This is a genomic window from Margalitia sp. FSL K6-0131 (assembly GCF_038008735.1).
Taxonomy (GTDB): domain Bacteria; phylum Bacillota; class Bacilli; order Bacillales; family Bacillaceae_C; genus Margalitia; species Margalitia shackletonii.
Map to the genome: position 1 here is coordinate 3,079,576 of NZ_JBBOZS010000001.1, position 14,381 is coordinate 3,093,956.

The window sequence follows — 14,381 nt, forward strand, 5'->3', positions numbered from 1 at the left end:
ATTTTTCGTTCAGCGTTTTTGTAATAATGGTTCGCTTACCTCTTGAATTCCTGCAAGACCTAATATCGTTAAAAATATCTTCTGTGCGCCAAAGTAAGCATCCTTTGGATCAAAAAATTCATTTAATGTATGTACGCCACCAAATTTACCGCCGCCTCCAAGTGTTACCGCAGGAATCCCCAAACTTATAGGAACATTAGAATCCGTACTGCTAGGTGAATCAAGAATTTGCTGAAACCCTAGTGCCTTTGTTGCAGCTAATGCGGTTTGTACAATCACCGCATCAGATGACTGAGAACCTGGTGGCCGATCTCCTACAAGCTCTATCTCTACTTTTATAGAATCCGTCTCCCAACGCTTGTTTTCTTCTTCTGCTGCAAGTTTAATAGCAGCTAAAATTTGTTCCTCCACTTTCAATAGTTCTTCTTGAGAGGTAGAGCGGATATCGACAAGCATACTCGCGTTTTGTGCAATGGTATTAACAGAAGTACCGCCGTTAATTGTTCCAACGGTAAAAGTCGTTTTCGGATCTTGTGGAACCTGTAATTCAGAAATTTTCGCTATCGCTCTTCCCATAGCATGGATGGCACTTGGCTTCCCGAAATCACCAAAGCTGTGCCCGCCCGGACCATAGTAGGTAACATTATACCTATGACTTCCTGTTGCCAGGTAGGTTGTCCTTTCTGGATCACCAGGTTCAATCGAGATGAACCCATCAATATCATCTCTATTATGGAAAAGGGCTTTTACTCCTCGTAAATCCCCTAACCCTTCTTCCCCTACCGTTGCACAAAAAATAATATCTGCATCCGTTTGGATATTCGCTTTATCCAGAGCGCGAACCATCGATAACACAACCGCTAACCCCCTGCCATCATCGGCAATTCCCGGGGCATATATTTTTCCGTCTTTTAGCTTTGGTTCAACATCTGTGCCTTCTGGAAAAACTGTATCCAAGTGCGCAGATACCACTAGTTTGGGGCCATTTCCACTTCCCTCGCGAACACCAAATACATTCCCTGTACTATCCACTGACACCTCTTTCAAGCCTAACTCGATTAATCGAGTTTTATAAACCTCTCCACGAGCTTCTTCTTGAAAAGTAGGGGCTGGAATAGCTGTTAATTCCATTTGTTCAGCTACTGTTTTCTCATTATCTAACTTAATAAACTCTAATCCTTCTTTTACTTGCGTGTTCGAAAGAATTTGTTCAAATGTCTCTTCTACTGTCTTTGTGATCATCTTTACGGGGAGCCTCCTTAAAAATGTCTATTGTTCACACCATTAATTATATTCACAAAATTCGCGATTTTACTACTATAATGCTCAATAGAATGGAACGTAATAATATTTTACGAGAAATTCGTATAAAAAAGAGAAAAGACCAGCAGTATGCTGGCCATTTGTTTCAATCCTCATCCTTGACATCTAAATCTTCTGGAATCGGCTCATTTAAGTATTCCTCGATTATTTTTTTCATTTTTTCCATTTGTTCCAGATGAGTGTTAAACTGCTCCTGATTGATAAGAAATTGTTCACCATCATGGACCGCTCTAATTTTTTTTTGCTGGATAAGTTTTTCAATATAGGATACTGGCAATGATAAATATTCTGCCGTTTCCTGGATCGTTAAGTACAAAAATATCACCTCATTACTTTGCTAGCCTTACCTCTATCCATCCTCTGACACTATTAATGAACCAAGTACGAGTTGCCTCTTGAATTTCTTTAAGTGTGATTATTTTTTCTTTTAGTTCACCTTTTTCAAGCAAGGTTTGACGAAATGTACCAGCCAGTAATCCACATTCCTGCGGTGGCGTCCAAAACGTTCCATCTAATTCTACCACAATGTTTCCATTCGTAAATTCCGTTATTTCACCTTCTTGATTCCACAACAACACGTCAAAGCTTTCTGGATGCTCTGATTTATGATCTATGTAGATTTTCCGGTTGGTTGTTTTATGATAGAAGAAAGGGTCGTTTTTATTTATTGGTGTTGAAGCAATGGACACGATTTGATTGTCGGTAATCGGTGGGATCATCTCCCCATTTATTTTTACATGACCGTTTTTTGAAACTATTAATCTCACTTTCATACTGTCATCTGAATGGCTATCTGCGAACTGCTTTAAATTTTTTTGAACTTTTTCCATATCGATGAAAAAACCGAAGTAACGAGCTGAATTTTGCAGTCTTTCTATATGATTGTCAAGTAGCTCATACTTCCCATTTTCTAATTTTATGCTCTCCAACAATTCAAAAGAAGGTCGCTTCACAGTTAACAAAGATGCTTTCGTTATCATTTCATTGTACTCGTCTTTTGAAGTGGAATCCCATGTAATCCCGCCGCCAACACCATATGTAGCAGTTTTGGATTTATTATCGATAACAACTGTTCGAATCGGTACATTAAAAACAGCCTCGTTGTTTGGTGTTATGTATCCAATCGCCCCACAATATACTTCGCGCGGGGTTTCCTCCAATTCTGAGATGATTTTCATCGTGCTAATTTTTGGTGCTCCTGTTATGGAGCCGCAAGGAAAAAGAGCACGAAATATATCTATTAATTGCGTTCCCGGTAACGTTTTTGCTGTAATGGTAGAAGTCATTTGCAATACAGTTGGATAAGGTTCAATCTCAAAAAGTTTTTCCACTTTGACAGAACCTGATTCCGCTATGGTTCCTACATCATTCCGCAGCAAATCCACAATCATCAAGTTTTCCGCCCGATTTTTCTCTGAATGATATAACCATGTCGCAAGTTCATTGTCTTCTTTCGTAGTACGCCCTCTTTTTACGGTACCCTTCATCGGCTTGGTAATAATTTTTTGACCATCCCATCTGAAAAATAATTCCGGTGAAGCAGAAAGAATACTATAATTCCCAATATGTAAATAGGCGCTATATTTGGAAGACTGCGCCCTTGAAAGCTGCTGATAAAAAGAAAAATCGTCCCCTTGAAAGGTTGATGTTAACCTATTTGTATAGTTCACTTGATAGGTTATGCCGTTTTCTATAGCATTTTTTATCTCTTGAATGTTCGATTGATATTTTTCCTCGGTTACGGACGATTTCCATTCTGATACAGAGTAGTCTTGAGAATTAGAAAATATCGCTTTTTGGGGTGCACGAAATATCCCAAACCATAGTAAAGGCATTTTCCCTCCTCTATTGACCTTAAAAGCAGGCTCAAAGGCAGGTGCCGCTTCATAGGAAAGGTAACCTGCAGCGTAAAAACCTGATTGGACAGCGTATTGGACATCCTTCAAACAAGATTGAACATGTTCTACTTGATTAGTGGTTATGATTCTTTCAGGTTCGGAAAATGCTAAAGGATTCGGTTTTCCATTCTGGTCAGCAAATTCAAAAAACAAAAATGGATGTTGTTTCATACGTATTCTCCTTTAGCAATTGGTTGTTTTTTAAAGAAATTTTCTAATAGCTCCAGTCCGTGCTCTGTCATAATAGATTCTGGGTGAAATTGAACCCCTTCTATTTTATAGTCTTTATGGCGAATTCCCATAATCACACCGTCTTCACTTTTTGCACTTATTTCTAGACAATCCGGCAATGTGGATTCATCCACTACTAAAGAATGGTATCTTGTAACTTTATATGGATTAGTAATATGAAGAAATATAGACTTTCCATCATGATATACTAATGATTGTTTTCCATGCACCGGCTCTTTTGCTTTTTTAATCAACCCTCCAAATGCTTGGGCAATTGCTTGATGACCGAGACAAACGCCAAGAATCGGAATAACTCCTTTGAAGTGATGAATAATTTCTAAACATACCCCGGAATCAGACGGATTACCTGGCCCAGGTGAGAGTAAAAGAAAATTAGGTTGTAATTTTTCAATATCTGCTATAGTTATTTTGTCATTTCGAAAAATCTTAACCTCCTGCCCTAATTGCTTCACATATTGGACAAGATTATATGTAAATGAATCGTAATTATCTATGATTAAAATCATGTATGTCACCTTTCGAATAAAACGTTTTGCATTGTAGATTGCACAGAATAAAGCCCGAACACTCCAACACTAATGTATCATAGTGTCAGGTGTCAGGCACCATAAACTTTTTATTTTGATTGCCAAGTCTCCCCAAGGTCAGGTGTTTCCCATTTTTTGTTTTTATATGTGACTTTCCCATTATGCGGATCTGAAAAATCCCAACTGATATTACCCGACGATTGTTCGACGATGGGGATCCATGTTTTTCCTGCATCATGGGTTATTTCCATGTAAAGTAACTTTCCGGTTCCGCCAATTTCTGAAACTATTGGTACCATCCCATCAGTTGATGAGAAAAATACCGGCCTTGTAATCTGTCTTAGTTCTTGATCAAACTGATTCGGAATTGGGAGATACTGTATGCTCCATGTTTTTCCTCCATCAGTGGTTTTTATAAGGTATGGAGATTTAGGATCAGGATCTAATACTATACTTATCCACCCTTGCTTATTATTAATAAAGGTGATTCCCATCTTATATCCGGATAATAAATTGCTATTTTTTTGACCATCAATATTAAAGATGTTTTCCCATGTTTTCCCACCATCCTTAGTTTGAAAAATCGTTGCTGCTTCTTTATGCATACCGCCGGCTTCCCCATGAACAATCTTCCATCCCATATTGTCATTAATAAACACAGTATCCTTATCTGTAAACCTTTGAGGAAAGTAATATTCCGGTTTCAGTGCTTCTTTCACCTTAGGAGGATGAGCTTCATTCACAACTGGATCCTTTTGAACAGTGGGATTGGGTTGGACATTTTGGTGTTTGTGGAGCAATGGATTTATTAGAATAAAAGTAACAAACATGACCGCTGCTAAACCAAGCCCATACAGAACACTATATAGTTTTACTTTTCTGAATTTATTTAACCCAGTATTCTGATGCATTTTTATATTATAAAGAATAGCTTGTTGGGCTGCCTCCGATAAATCTATTGTCTCCCAGCTGTTTTTAATTCTTTTCTCTAACTCTTTCATGGAATCATTCATGAATCTCGCCCCCCTTTTAACTGATTTTGAATCGTTTTTAAGGCACGATGATACGTAACTCGAACCTTGGAAGAACTGCACTTTAAAATACTTGCCGTTTCGGAAATGGAAAATTCTTTTACAGCTCGTAAAAAGACAACGTCTCGATAATCCTTTTTAAGAGACATGATTGCTTCCATAATTTCATTTGTTTGTTCATTTTGTTCGTAAATTAGGTCGGGACTCATTTCCTCTTTTGTCTTCGCAAATATTTGCGAATTTTGTTTTTTCGTTAATTCTTTTGCATTTTTTCTTTTACGATCCACTGCTAAATTTCTTGCAATCGTAAATAACCATGTTTTCGGGCTGCTATTTCCTTTAAATTGGTGCAAATGATTAAATGCGCGGATATAAACCTCCTGAACAAGATCCTCAACATCTGTACTCCCGGTAAAATAAATTAAAAAATGATACACATCATTGCTATATAAATAGAACCATTGTTCAATAATGTCTTGCCCCGTCGTCATTGTATCCCTCCCCTGCCCATTAAATATGAACATTTATAAGACAAAAGAAAGCTTGAAAATGTTACAAAAAATTCAATATATATTTGCACAAAAAAAAGGATTTTTTTATTTTGGTATTTAATATGTGTAAAACATAAGGGGAAGATTGGAAATGGCTATTTTTATTACCTTATTTTTAGTGTTATCTTTAATTATTTCAGTTGTCGCTTTTTATATGGAATATTTAGGTATTCCTATAGCGCATTACTTGTTAGTGGAATAACTTCATTACCAGTATCATTTTATGCTTTAAGTGGAGAACTTCCTGTTTCTTATTTCGGTTTGGTTCCTGTCATTCATATTATATTGAACTTGTTGTTTACGGTTAAAAGAAGAACTTGAGGTTGAATTTAGTAGCATTTTGAGATTTTATTATTTCATAAAGTGTGACCTTACATATCCATTGTGTACAGGATTCTGCACCTCATTTAATATGTGTTTTTTCACTTCCCTTATCCAATTACATGTGACCCTCCAGAGGTCTATTTTCCCTTCTTTCCTTTCTATGTACCCCTTTTCCACTTCTATGTTCCCCAAAGACAAGGCATTCCCTCTCAATATCCCACTATCCCAACAACACCCATACCACCAAAAAACCTGATCCCCAAAAGAGACCAGGTTTTCACCAACATTATGCAGTAGTAGAAAAATGACCATTTTTCATTTCATTTACAGCTTCAATATGTTTAGACTCGTCAAATTCCTTTTCACTCTTCGCTACAATGATAGAAGCGATTCCGTTTCCGATTAGGTTGATAATTGCACGGCCTTCACTCATGAAGCGGTCAACCCCTAATAGTAGGGCAAGCCCAGTTACCGGAATTAAGTGAAGTGCGGATAGTGTAGATGCTAATACAATGAATCCGCTTCCTGTTACTCCTGCTGCACCTTTTGATGTTAGCATTAAAATTAGAATTACCATAAGCTGATGACCTAAAGAAAGATGTACACCGAATACTTGTGCCAGGAACACGGTTGACATAACAAGATAGATACATGTTCCATCAAGGTTAAAAGAATAACCAGTTGGAATAACTAAACCTACTACAGATTTAGAACAGCCAAACTTCTCCATTTTGTCCATTATTCTTGGTAATACTGATTCGGAAGAACTTGTACCTAATACAATTAATATCTCGTCTTTAATATATCGCAAATAATTCCATAAGCTGAATCCATATTTTCTACAAATCAAGTTCAATACAACAAAAACAAAGATAATCATCGTTAAATAAACAGAAATCATAAGCTTACCAAGAGGTACTAAAGATGCAAGTCCAAAATTACCAATAGTAAATGCCATTGCACCGAATGCACCAATTGGAGCGGCCTTCATAATGTAACCAATCACTTTGAAAAATACTTGTGATAGCTTATCTAAAAATTCGATTATAATTTTTCCTTTTTCCCCTAGTGCTGCTAAGCCAAACCCGAATAATAAAGAGAAAAATAATACCTGTAAAATATCCCCATCAGCAAATGCAGCAACCATACTGGAAGGCACAATATGTGTTAAATAATCTACCCAATTTAATTTTGCGCCATCACCTGTAAATTGTGAAATATCGCCTTTTGGCAGATGACTGAAATCTAATCCTGCACCAGGCTTAATAATATTTACTATGATTAAGCCGACTATAAGTGCAAAGGTTGTCACGATTTCAAAGTATATAATTGCCTTTCCGCCAACTTTACCGACCTTTTTCATATCCCCCATTTTTGCAATTCCCAATACGATTGTTAGGAATATTATTGGAGCTATGAGCATTTTTACTGCATTAATGAATGTATCGCCCAGCGGCTTCATATGTTTTCCGACATCGGGCCATATTAAACCGACAAGGACACCAATCACAATGGCTGTTAAAACTTGAACCGTTAAATTTTTAAATATTTTCAACGCACTCATCCCCTTTTTACGAAAATTCTATCTAAGGGGATGATAACGCTTTCTTTTTATATCTTGAAGTTTATGGTCATATCGGACATTTTGGTCTTTTTGGTCTTGGCTGTTTTCGCAATGATTGTCGCTTTACGTCATTGGCTATAATTTCTGAAGAGCATTGGTTTCGAGGTGTTTTTTCTTACAAAGTTTATTCATTTTTAACTTAGATAATGTCGATACCTAGAATCTCGTATACAATCGTAACAAAGTCTAAGAAAAAAGCCTTGGTCTTTAAATTATTCCTTATTTGCCCATTAAATATCGATTAACCGGCCTGCCAATACTTCCATATTGAACATCTAAACGAATAGCTCCCTTTTTTTCTAAATAGTCTAAATATCGTCTGGCGGTTACACGTGCAATACCAATGGCGTTTGCAACTTCCTCAGCAGATTTCGGATCTGTTTCATTGTTCAAATAGGAGGATATTTCGTTTAAGGTGAACATATTTAACCCCTTAGGAAGGGGCTCATCTGAGTTAGATGGCTGTTTCATATGGATAATAGCATCCAATTCCGACTGCGATAAGGTTTCACTATTCTCCATTGATATTTTATAATATCGATATTTTTCCATCGCTTGCTTCATCCGATCAAATTTAAATGGTTTTATGATAAAATCAATGGCACCGTTTTGAAGCATTGTGTTAATCGTTTCTTTGTCTCTTGCCGCAGATACAACAATAACATCTACATTCATCGTTTGCTTCCGAAACTCCAGCAATGTTTTAACACCATTAATTTTTGGCATATAAATATCGAGAATGACTACATCCGGCTGTAATTTTTTTACTAGTTGAAGCCCTTCCTCCCCATTGCTCGCTTCCCCAATAATGTCAAACCCCTTCACTTGTTGAATAAAATTCTTATTGACTTCGCGAACCATCGGGTCATCATCGATAATAATGACCTTAATCCGATGCTTATCATCCATTCATTTCAACCCCCAAACTCATTGGAAATGTGATGGTAAAAGAAGTACCTTCCCCTACCTGTGAATCCACTTCTACATCCGCATTTCCCTTTGTCACAATTTGTTTAACCAGAAACAAACCATAACCAGTTCCGTTTTGTTTGTTTTTCGTAAAGCCTTTATCAAAAATGAAAGGTAAATCCTCAACCGCTATACCGCAGCCGTTGTCTTCCAGCATTATGGCACAAATTCCCTCATTTTGTTCAATACTTATGTCAATAAATCTTCCCTCTTTTTCCACCTGTTCAAAGGATCCAAAAGCATTTTCTAGCATATTCCCAAGCAACACCACAAAATCATGCTCATCGACTTGATTAGGAAATTGTGAAAGACAACTATTCGGATCCACTCTTACCTCAATCCCCAACTCTTTTCCTCTCCTAATCTTGCTCAAAAGTAATCCTGCCAACGCATCGCTCTGAATCATTTCTTTAATCGATTTTGAAACATTGATCTGTTGCTCAGAAGTTGTGAAAGCTAAGTCAAGTGCTTGTTCGGATTTTCCAAGCTGAATAAGCCCAGCGATGGTATGTAAATTATTCATATACTCGTGATTTTGAACTCGAAGTGCTTCTACAAAATTTTTCACCCCGGTTAACTCTTCGGCAATTTTCACCACTTCTGTTCTATCTTGGCATATCGCTACTGCCCCCACTACTTTTTGATTGATTAACACTGGAAATCTGCTGCTTAAGATGTTTTTTCCCCCAACTATGATGGTTTCATTATAAACCGCCTTATTTCGCTCCACTATTTCCGGTAATCTAGTATCCTCTAAAACGGATCGAATAGGTTTCCCAACGACATCCCCCTTAACAGAAAAAATCCCCTTCGCTTTTTCATTAAAAATAGTAATGTTTTCACGTGAATCGATAGCAATGACACCTTCATTCATCGAATGGAAAGTTGCGGTTCTCTCCTCAAGAATCCTGGCAATCTGATGTGGCTCCAACTGAAACATTTGTTTTTTTATATGTCTAGCAAGCAAAAAAGAACCAATTAAACCGGCAGATAGCGTTAAACTCAATATAATGATCATCTCATTCTTTAAATTTGCAGATATTTCCCAAAAGCTTGGAATACGGTGACCGACGAGTACAACCCCAATTTGATTCAAGTTGGCATCTTTAATAGGAAAGAACGCTCTTGTGAATGTACCCATTTCCCCCTTTGCCTTTGAAAAATAATTATGTTCTGCAAATGCTGCGTCTTCATCTTTGCCCAGAGATGGTGTCCCTAATAATTTTGGCACTGGGTGGGAATAACGTATTCGGTCCATGTTCATGACCACGATATAGTCTTCTTCATTTATTAAACGAATTTGTTCTATTAAATGGCTTATATTATTCCAACCTTTTGACTTTTGAACGGCCTTTCTAACATCTGATAGCTCAGCAACCGTTCTCGCCGTATTCATCGCCGCTGTATTAATTTCTTGTTCCTTTGCTGATTGAATATTGACAACGAGGAGTATTCCGCCAATTAATAATGATAAAATAACCACACAATATGATAGAATTGTAATTTTCCAGCGGATAGAGATTTGTTTCACATTCAAGTATTTTTCCTCCTGGAATCCGTACATTCATCTTTACGAATGGTTGGAATTTCTATTATCCTTAATGGTAGGTATAAAATAAAACTTTCATTTCAGGTTCAATCATAGATGGCCGTTTTCGTATAAATTGTTATTTTCGTAAATGGCTATAAATCCAAAAGCAGACTTAGTTTCGGGGCATCTTTTCTTAAAAAGGTTATTAATTCTTAATCTAAAAAGGCATGTTTATAAGGCTTTCGTTCACAAAAGCAAAATAGTTTAAGAAAAGAGCCTATATGAAAGAAGGACAAGCATGAAAAAATCAATCCTACTATTAATTATAGTACTGCTAATCGCAATCGGCATTTTTAGTTCGCAAAAGCTTTTCCATCCACGCAAACTTGTTCGCGACTACGAACAAGAGGGCTTAAAGGATCAAATTGTATTAAAATTCAGCCATGTTGTTGCTGAAAATACTCCAAAGGGACTTGCGGCAAAAAAATTTGCCGATCTCGTTTATAATAAATCGAATGGGAAAATTAGAGTTGAAGTTTTCCCAAATGGAATGTTGTATTCCGATATTGAAGAAATCAATGCTTTAAAAGAAAATAAGGTTCAGATAATTGCTCCTTCTACTTCCAAGCTTGGTTCTGTTTCTGAAAAATGGGGTGTATTAGATCTTCCTTTTGCATTTCCATCCTACCAAGCTGTGCAGGAAGGCCTAAATGGAAAAATAGGTCAAGAACTTCTACAATCTTTAGAAAGCAGTGACCTTAAAGGTATTGCATACTGGACAAATGGTTTTAAGCAATTTACATCAAATAAAGGCCCTATTCGGAAACCTGAAGATATAAAGGGACAGACCTTTCGAATTATGCAAAGTAAGGTACTCACCGCACAATTTAAACAGCTTGGTGCACACCCAATTCAACAATCCTTTGATATTACATTCCAATCTCTTGATAATAAAAAGGTGGATGGAGAGGAAAATACCTTATCTAATATATACTCAAAGAAATTTTATAACTTACAAAAGCATTTGACAATTAGTAATCACGGTTATCTTGGATATGTAGTTCTTATGGATAAAACATTTTGGAATAAACAATCTGATTATACGAAGCGAATTTTAATAGAAGCAATGGATGAGGTAACAAAATGGAATCAGCAGCAGGCAAGGAAAATGAATGAAGAACAGTTAGCACTTATTAAAAAGAATTCTTCTATTAACATACATGTGTTAACGGATTCAGAGAAAAAACAATGGATAAAAAAGCTCGACCCATTATATGACAAACTTGCCCCAACAATTGGGTATGATTTAGTAGATGAAATGAAAAAACTGCGCAAAAAATATGAAAACGCAAAATAAATATTACTAACAGGCAATATTAAATATTCTGTATGCATTTCTCATCTAATTATAATCTTAATTTCATTAGAATCTAGTAAACCTACCGTAAGATGTAATTGTTGCAAGGACAAGCAGCACCCCCCCTTTTATTATATCTTAACTTATGCCGGCAGAAATGCCGGTATATTTTTTGCATTAAAAACCATCTACTTTCCTACATAAAAAAATAAAAGACGCCTGAAATTCGTCAGGCGTCTTTCCTTACGTTTTGCGGCGAAGTGCCGTATGACCACATTCATACGTTAGCTCGAAAGCTTTGCCTCCGACTTACGCAAATAGCTCATCGCTCATTAAATATATCATGAACTCTAATATTTCACAAGCGTAGATTATAATCTAGCCACTTTTTGATATTCAGGTTCTATAGTACGCTGCTTCTTAATCATTGGAATAATAACCGCAACGGCAATCCCAATGACTGCTACTGGTACTACATACCAAATACTAATTGGCGGTGTAATCAGTAGTCCAGAATCATGGATATAATATAAACTTAGAAAATATATTACACTTCCCAATAAACCTGCAAGCCATGTCGGTTTTTTCAAAATTAAATAAAGAAGCGGGATAAATATTAAAGTTACCGGAACATAGGACGTTGGATAATGTACGGCGAAAAAAATGGCTTTTCCAATAAATCTGCATAAAATATATAGAACTGCAGCAGCTAAAGGTATACTGCGATCCTTAAATAAGCGGATTACTACAATCGTCAACAAAGATACAACTAATACGGAATAAGTCGGATAGATCCATGGTGGAACACCGCCAAATATTTGCGATCCAGGATCCTTTATTAATACCAATATTTCCTTCGATGCAATGGAATGTCCATGAATATATTGATTATAAGAAATTGCACCATTTTCTTGCTGCATATTAGGAAAAACAAGACATTCTAATAAGAACATGGCAAACCAAGTATGAAGCGATTTCCATGAAGGTTTTACATCATGTGTATAAATATAATACGCTCTCCATGCACCAACTATCATAATACCAGTTCCAATATAATAAATGAAATGAGTCGGACTCCATGTTGTTAAATCGATTCCGAATTTTATATGATAACTAAAATCTAATGGAATCCCAATTAAGAAAATAACATATCCAATAGTAGTTAAATTCCTTGAAAAATGATCCATATATTTTGGTCTCATCCACTCTCGGATTAATAATATCGCCCCTAATGCAAATCCTGTAAAATTTAAAATATGTGGGAGTGAATACTTTTCAAATAAATATCTAAAATGGTATGACGCATCCCAAGCAGATCCTGCAAATTTTAGCAAAAAGGCAAGTACCCATAATCGATAAAATTTCAAGTCTATGAACCTCTCTTTCTTCTAACCTAATAAATCCCAAGCACTTCCGAACGTTATCACCAAGATACAGCTAATTAATAAAGCTATCGCAAAATTAATAGCTGTTTTACGTGTTGTCTTTACTTTAAATAATTGATACACAAAAATAGCGCCAGATATAACCAAGTAAATATCACAAATAACGATTAACCACAATTGATAGATATTCTCTGTATGTGGTTCTGCAGTCACATGCCCCAAAATAAATGGAAAGTTTGGTAGCAAGACAAACCATCTCCTCCAATATATTCCTGTATGTCAAAAAACTATTACTAATATACCATAAAAACATTTAAATGAAATGAAAAATACTATTAAAAATATACATTCTATATTCTTATAAATATTTCCTATATTATAGCGGACCATTTCAATTACCAATCAAGATTAAATCTACAGGGAAGGAATTTCAAGGGTTGTTTATTGGAAAAATAGCTATGATGCAGTATACTGACAAAAAACTGCCTATGGAGGAAACGTAATGTTGGAATTCCAAACTGTGCAAAAGTGGGATGAATTACTTTGGAATGATGCCGAAAAAATTTACGAAGCAGCTTTTCCAGCTCATAGTAGAAAAAAAAGAAGGATAATCCAAAGAATGTTTGATAAAAACATGTGCTATCTTCATATAGCCTTTTTGGAAAACGAAATGGTAGCAATGGCTTTATCCGGTATAGTTGATAATCCCCAAATCCTCGTTCTTGATTACATTGCGGTAAAAAATGATTTCCAAAATCATGGAATCGGAAGAAAATTCGTTGACTACATAACAGAATGGTGTCAGGAATTCGAAAATTTTAATCTTATTGTAGTAGAAGTGGAAGCAGAGAAAACTAATTTAAACGAAAAGCGAATTCAGTTTTGGTTAAAATGCGGGTTTCAATTAACTGATTATATACACTCTTATATTTGGGTTCCAGAAAAATATCAGGCAATGTTTTATTCTATCAAACCATTGGATATTCCACCTGAAGGACAAGATCTTTTTACTTATATAACAGAATTTCATAAAAAAAGCTTTAGAGGATCATAAATCAATTTCGTTCTACATACTATGATGAGGGTTTTATCTTTTATAATGAAAGTGTATATTTAACTTAAGGAAGGAGAAGAAATAATGAAACAATTTCAATTTACTAGAAACATGCTTTTACATTTTCTTAACAATGTAGACGAAAAAGCAGCGGACGTTCAGACTGAAGGATTTAATAATACCATTCATTGGCATATTGGGCACGTTCTCGTTTCGGCAGAACAGTTTATGTTCGGCTATCCAAAAATGTCTGCAAATTTGCCTGCTACATACAATGAATTGTTTGCTATGGGCTCAAAACCATCAAATTGGAATGGTGAAGTTCCTTCGGTGGAACAATTAATTCAAGATCTTGAGGAACAATCCTCAAGGATCCAAGCACTTTCTGATGATTTTTTTGCTAAACAGCTTCCATTCAAGTTTCCATTCGGAAATATCGAAACCTATAGCGACTTATACACTTTCATGACATACCATGAAGCGGACCATCTGGGACAAATGAAAGTGATGAAAAAATTAGTTTAAACTAAATGTAATTAAAAAAACTGCTTACTC

General features: G+C 35.9%; 14 protein-coding genes. 3 read left to right on the top strand and 11 right to left on the bottom strand.

The genetic code is table 11. The features are described from left to right. Window positions 1-9: 9 nt before the first annotated feature. From NSQ59_RS15065 to NSQ59_RS15105, 9 genes are all read right to left on the bottom strand, one after another. Window positions 10-1,242, bottom strand: a complete 1,233-nt coding sequence (locus NSQ59_RS15065) for a M20/M25/M40 family metallo-hydrolase (protein WP_055740114.1) — start codon at window positions 1,240-1,242, stop codon at window positions 10-12. 166 nt (window positions 1,243-1,408) lie between these two features. Further along, window positions 1,409-1,639, bottom strand: a complete 231-nt coding sequence (locus tag NSQ59_RS15070; protein ID WP_055740115.1) for a helix-turn-helix domain-containing protein — start codon at window positions 1,637-1,639, stop codon at window positions 1,409-1,411. A 13-nt stretch (window positions 1,640-1,652) separates the two neighbouring features. Beyond that, window positions 1,653-3,392: an aminodeoxychorismate synthase component I gene (gene pabB, locus NSQ59_RS15075; RefSeq protein WP_340832107.1), complete on the bottom strand. Its 1,740-nt coding sequence runs from the start codon at window positions 3,390-3,392 to the stop codon at window positions 1,653-1,655. Beyond that, complete coding sequence (locus tag NSQ59_RS15080; protein WP_055740117.1) at window positions 3,389-3,979, bottom strand: anthranilate synthase component II; 591 nt, start codon at window positions 3,977-3,979, stop codon at window positions 3,389-3,391. Before NSQ59_RS15080 ends, pabB begins: the two co-directional genes overlap by 4 nt. A 110-nt stretch (window positions 3,980-4,089) precedes the next feature. Further along, window positions 4,090-5,013 (bottom strand): WD40/YVTN/BNR-like repeat-containing protein, encoded by a 924-nt coding sequence (locus NSQ59_RS15085; protein WP_055740118.1) that lies wholly within the window; start codon window positions 5,011-5,013, stop codon window positions 4,090-4,092. Then, a complete protein-coding gene (locus NSQ59_RS15090; RefSeq protein WP_055740119.1) occupies window positions 5,010-5,522 on the bottom strand; it encodes an RNA polymerase sigma factor in 513 nt (170 codons plus the stop codon). Before NSQ59_RS15090 ends, NSQ59_RS15085 begins: the two co-directional genes overlap by 4 nt. A gap of 670 nt (window positions 5,523-6,192) precedes the next feature. After that, the gene (locus NSQ59_RS15095) at window positions 6,193-7,461 is read right to left on the bottom strand and encodes a dicarboxylate/amino acid:cation symporter (protein ID WP_152982386.1); all 1,269 of its coding nucleotides are present in this window, start codon (window positions 7,459-7,461) and stop codon (window positions 6,193-6,195) included. 288 nt (window positions 7,462-7,749) lie between these two features. Continuing rightward, on the bottom strand, window positions 7,750-8,439 hold the full coding sequence (locus tag NSQ59_RS15100; RefSeq protein WP_126647783.1) for a response regulator: 690 nt from the start codon (window positions 8,437-8,439) through the stop codon (window positions 7,750-7,752). Next, window positions 8,432-10,036, bottom strand: coding sequence for an ATP-binding protein (locus NSQ59_RS15105; RefSeq protein ID WP_152982387.1), 1,605 nt, complete (start codon window positions 10,034-10,036; stop codon window positions 8,432-8,434). Before NSQ59_RS15105 ends, NSQ59_RS15100 begins: the two co-directional genes overlap by 8 nt. Window positions 10,037-10,328: 292 nt before the next feature. On the opposite strand from NSQ59_RS15105, the gene NSQ59_RS15110 reads away from it, so the two are divergent. Further along, entirely contained in the window at window positions 10,329-11,387 is a 1,059-nt protein-coding gene (locus tag NSQ59_RS15110; protein ID WP_340832108.1) for a DctP family TRAP transporter solute-binding subunit, read from the top strand. A 371-nt stretch (window positions 11,388-11,758) separates the two neighbouring features. On the opposite strand, the gene NSQ59_RS15115 is transcribed toward NSQ59_RS15110, so the two are convergent. Then, a complete protein-coding gene (locus tag NSQ59_RS15115) occupies window positions 11,759-12,754 on the bottom strand; it encodes a hypothetical protein (protein ID WP_055740124.1) in 996 nt (331 codons plus the stop codon). A 21-nt stretch (window positions 12,755-12,775) separates the two neighbouring features. After that, window positions 12,776-13,018, bottom strand: coding sequence for a hypothetical protein (locus NSQ59_RS15120; RefSeq protein WP_055740125.1), 243 nt, complete (start codon window positions 13,016-13,018; stop codon window positions 12,776-12,778). Window positions 13,019-13,274: 256 nt separating this feature from the next. On the opposite strand from NSQ59_RS15120, the gene NSQ59_RS15125 reads away from it, so the two are divergent. Together NSQ59_RS15125 and NSQ59_RS15130 are read left to right on the top strand one after the other, a co-directional pair. Beyond that, window positions 13,275-13,826 (top strand): GNAT family N-acetyltransferase, encoded by a 552-nt coding sequence (locus NSQ59_RS15125; RefSeq protein ID WP_055740126.1) that lies wholly within the window; start codon window positions 13,275-13,277, stop codon window positions 13,824-13,826. 84 nt (window positions 13,827-13,910) lie between these two features. Further along, a complete protein-coding gene (locus NSQ59_RS15130) occupies window positions 13,911-14,351 on the top strand; it encodes a DinB family protein (RefSeq protein ID WP_340832109.1) in 441 nt (146 codons plus the stop codon). Window positions 14,352-14,381: the final 30 nt, after the last annotated feature.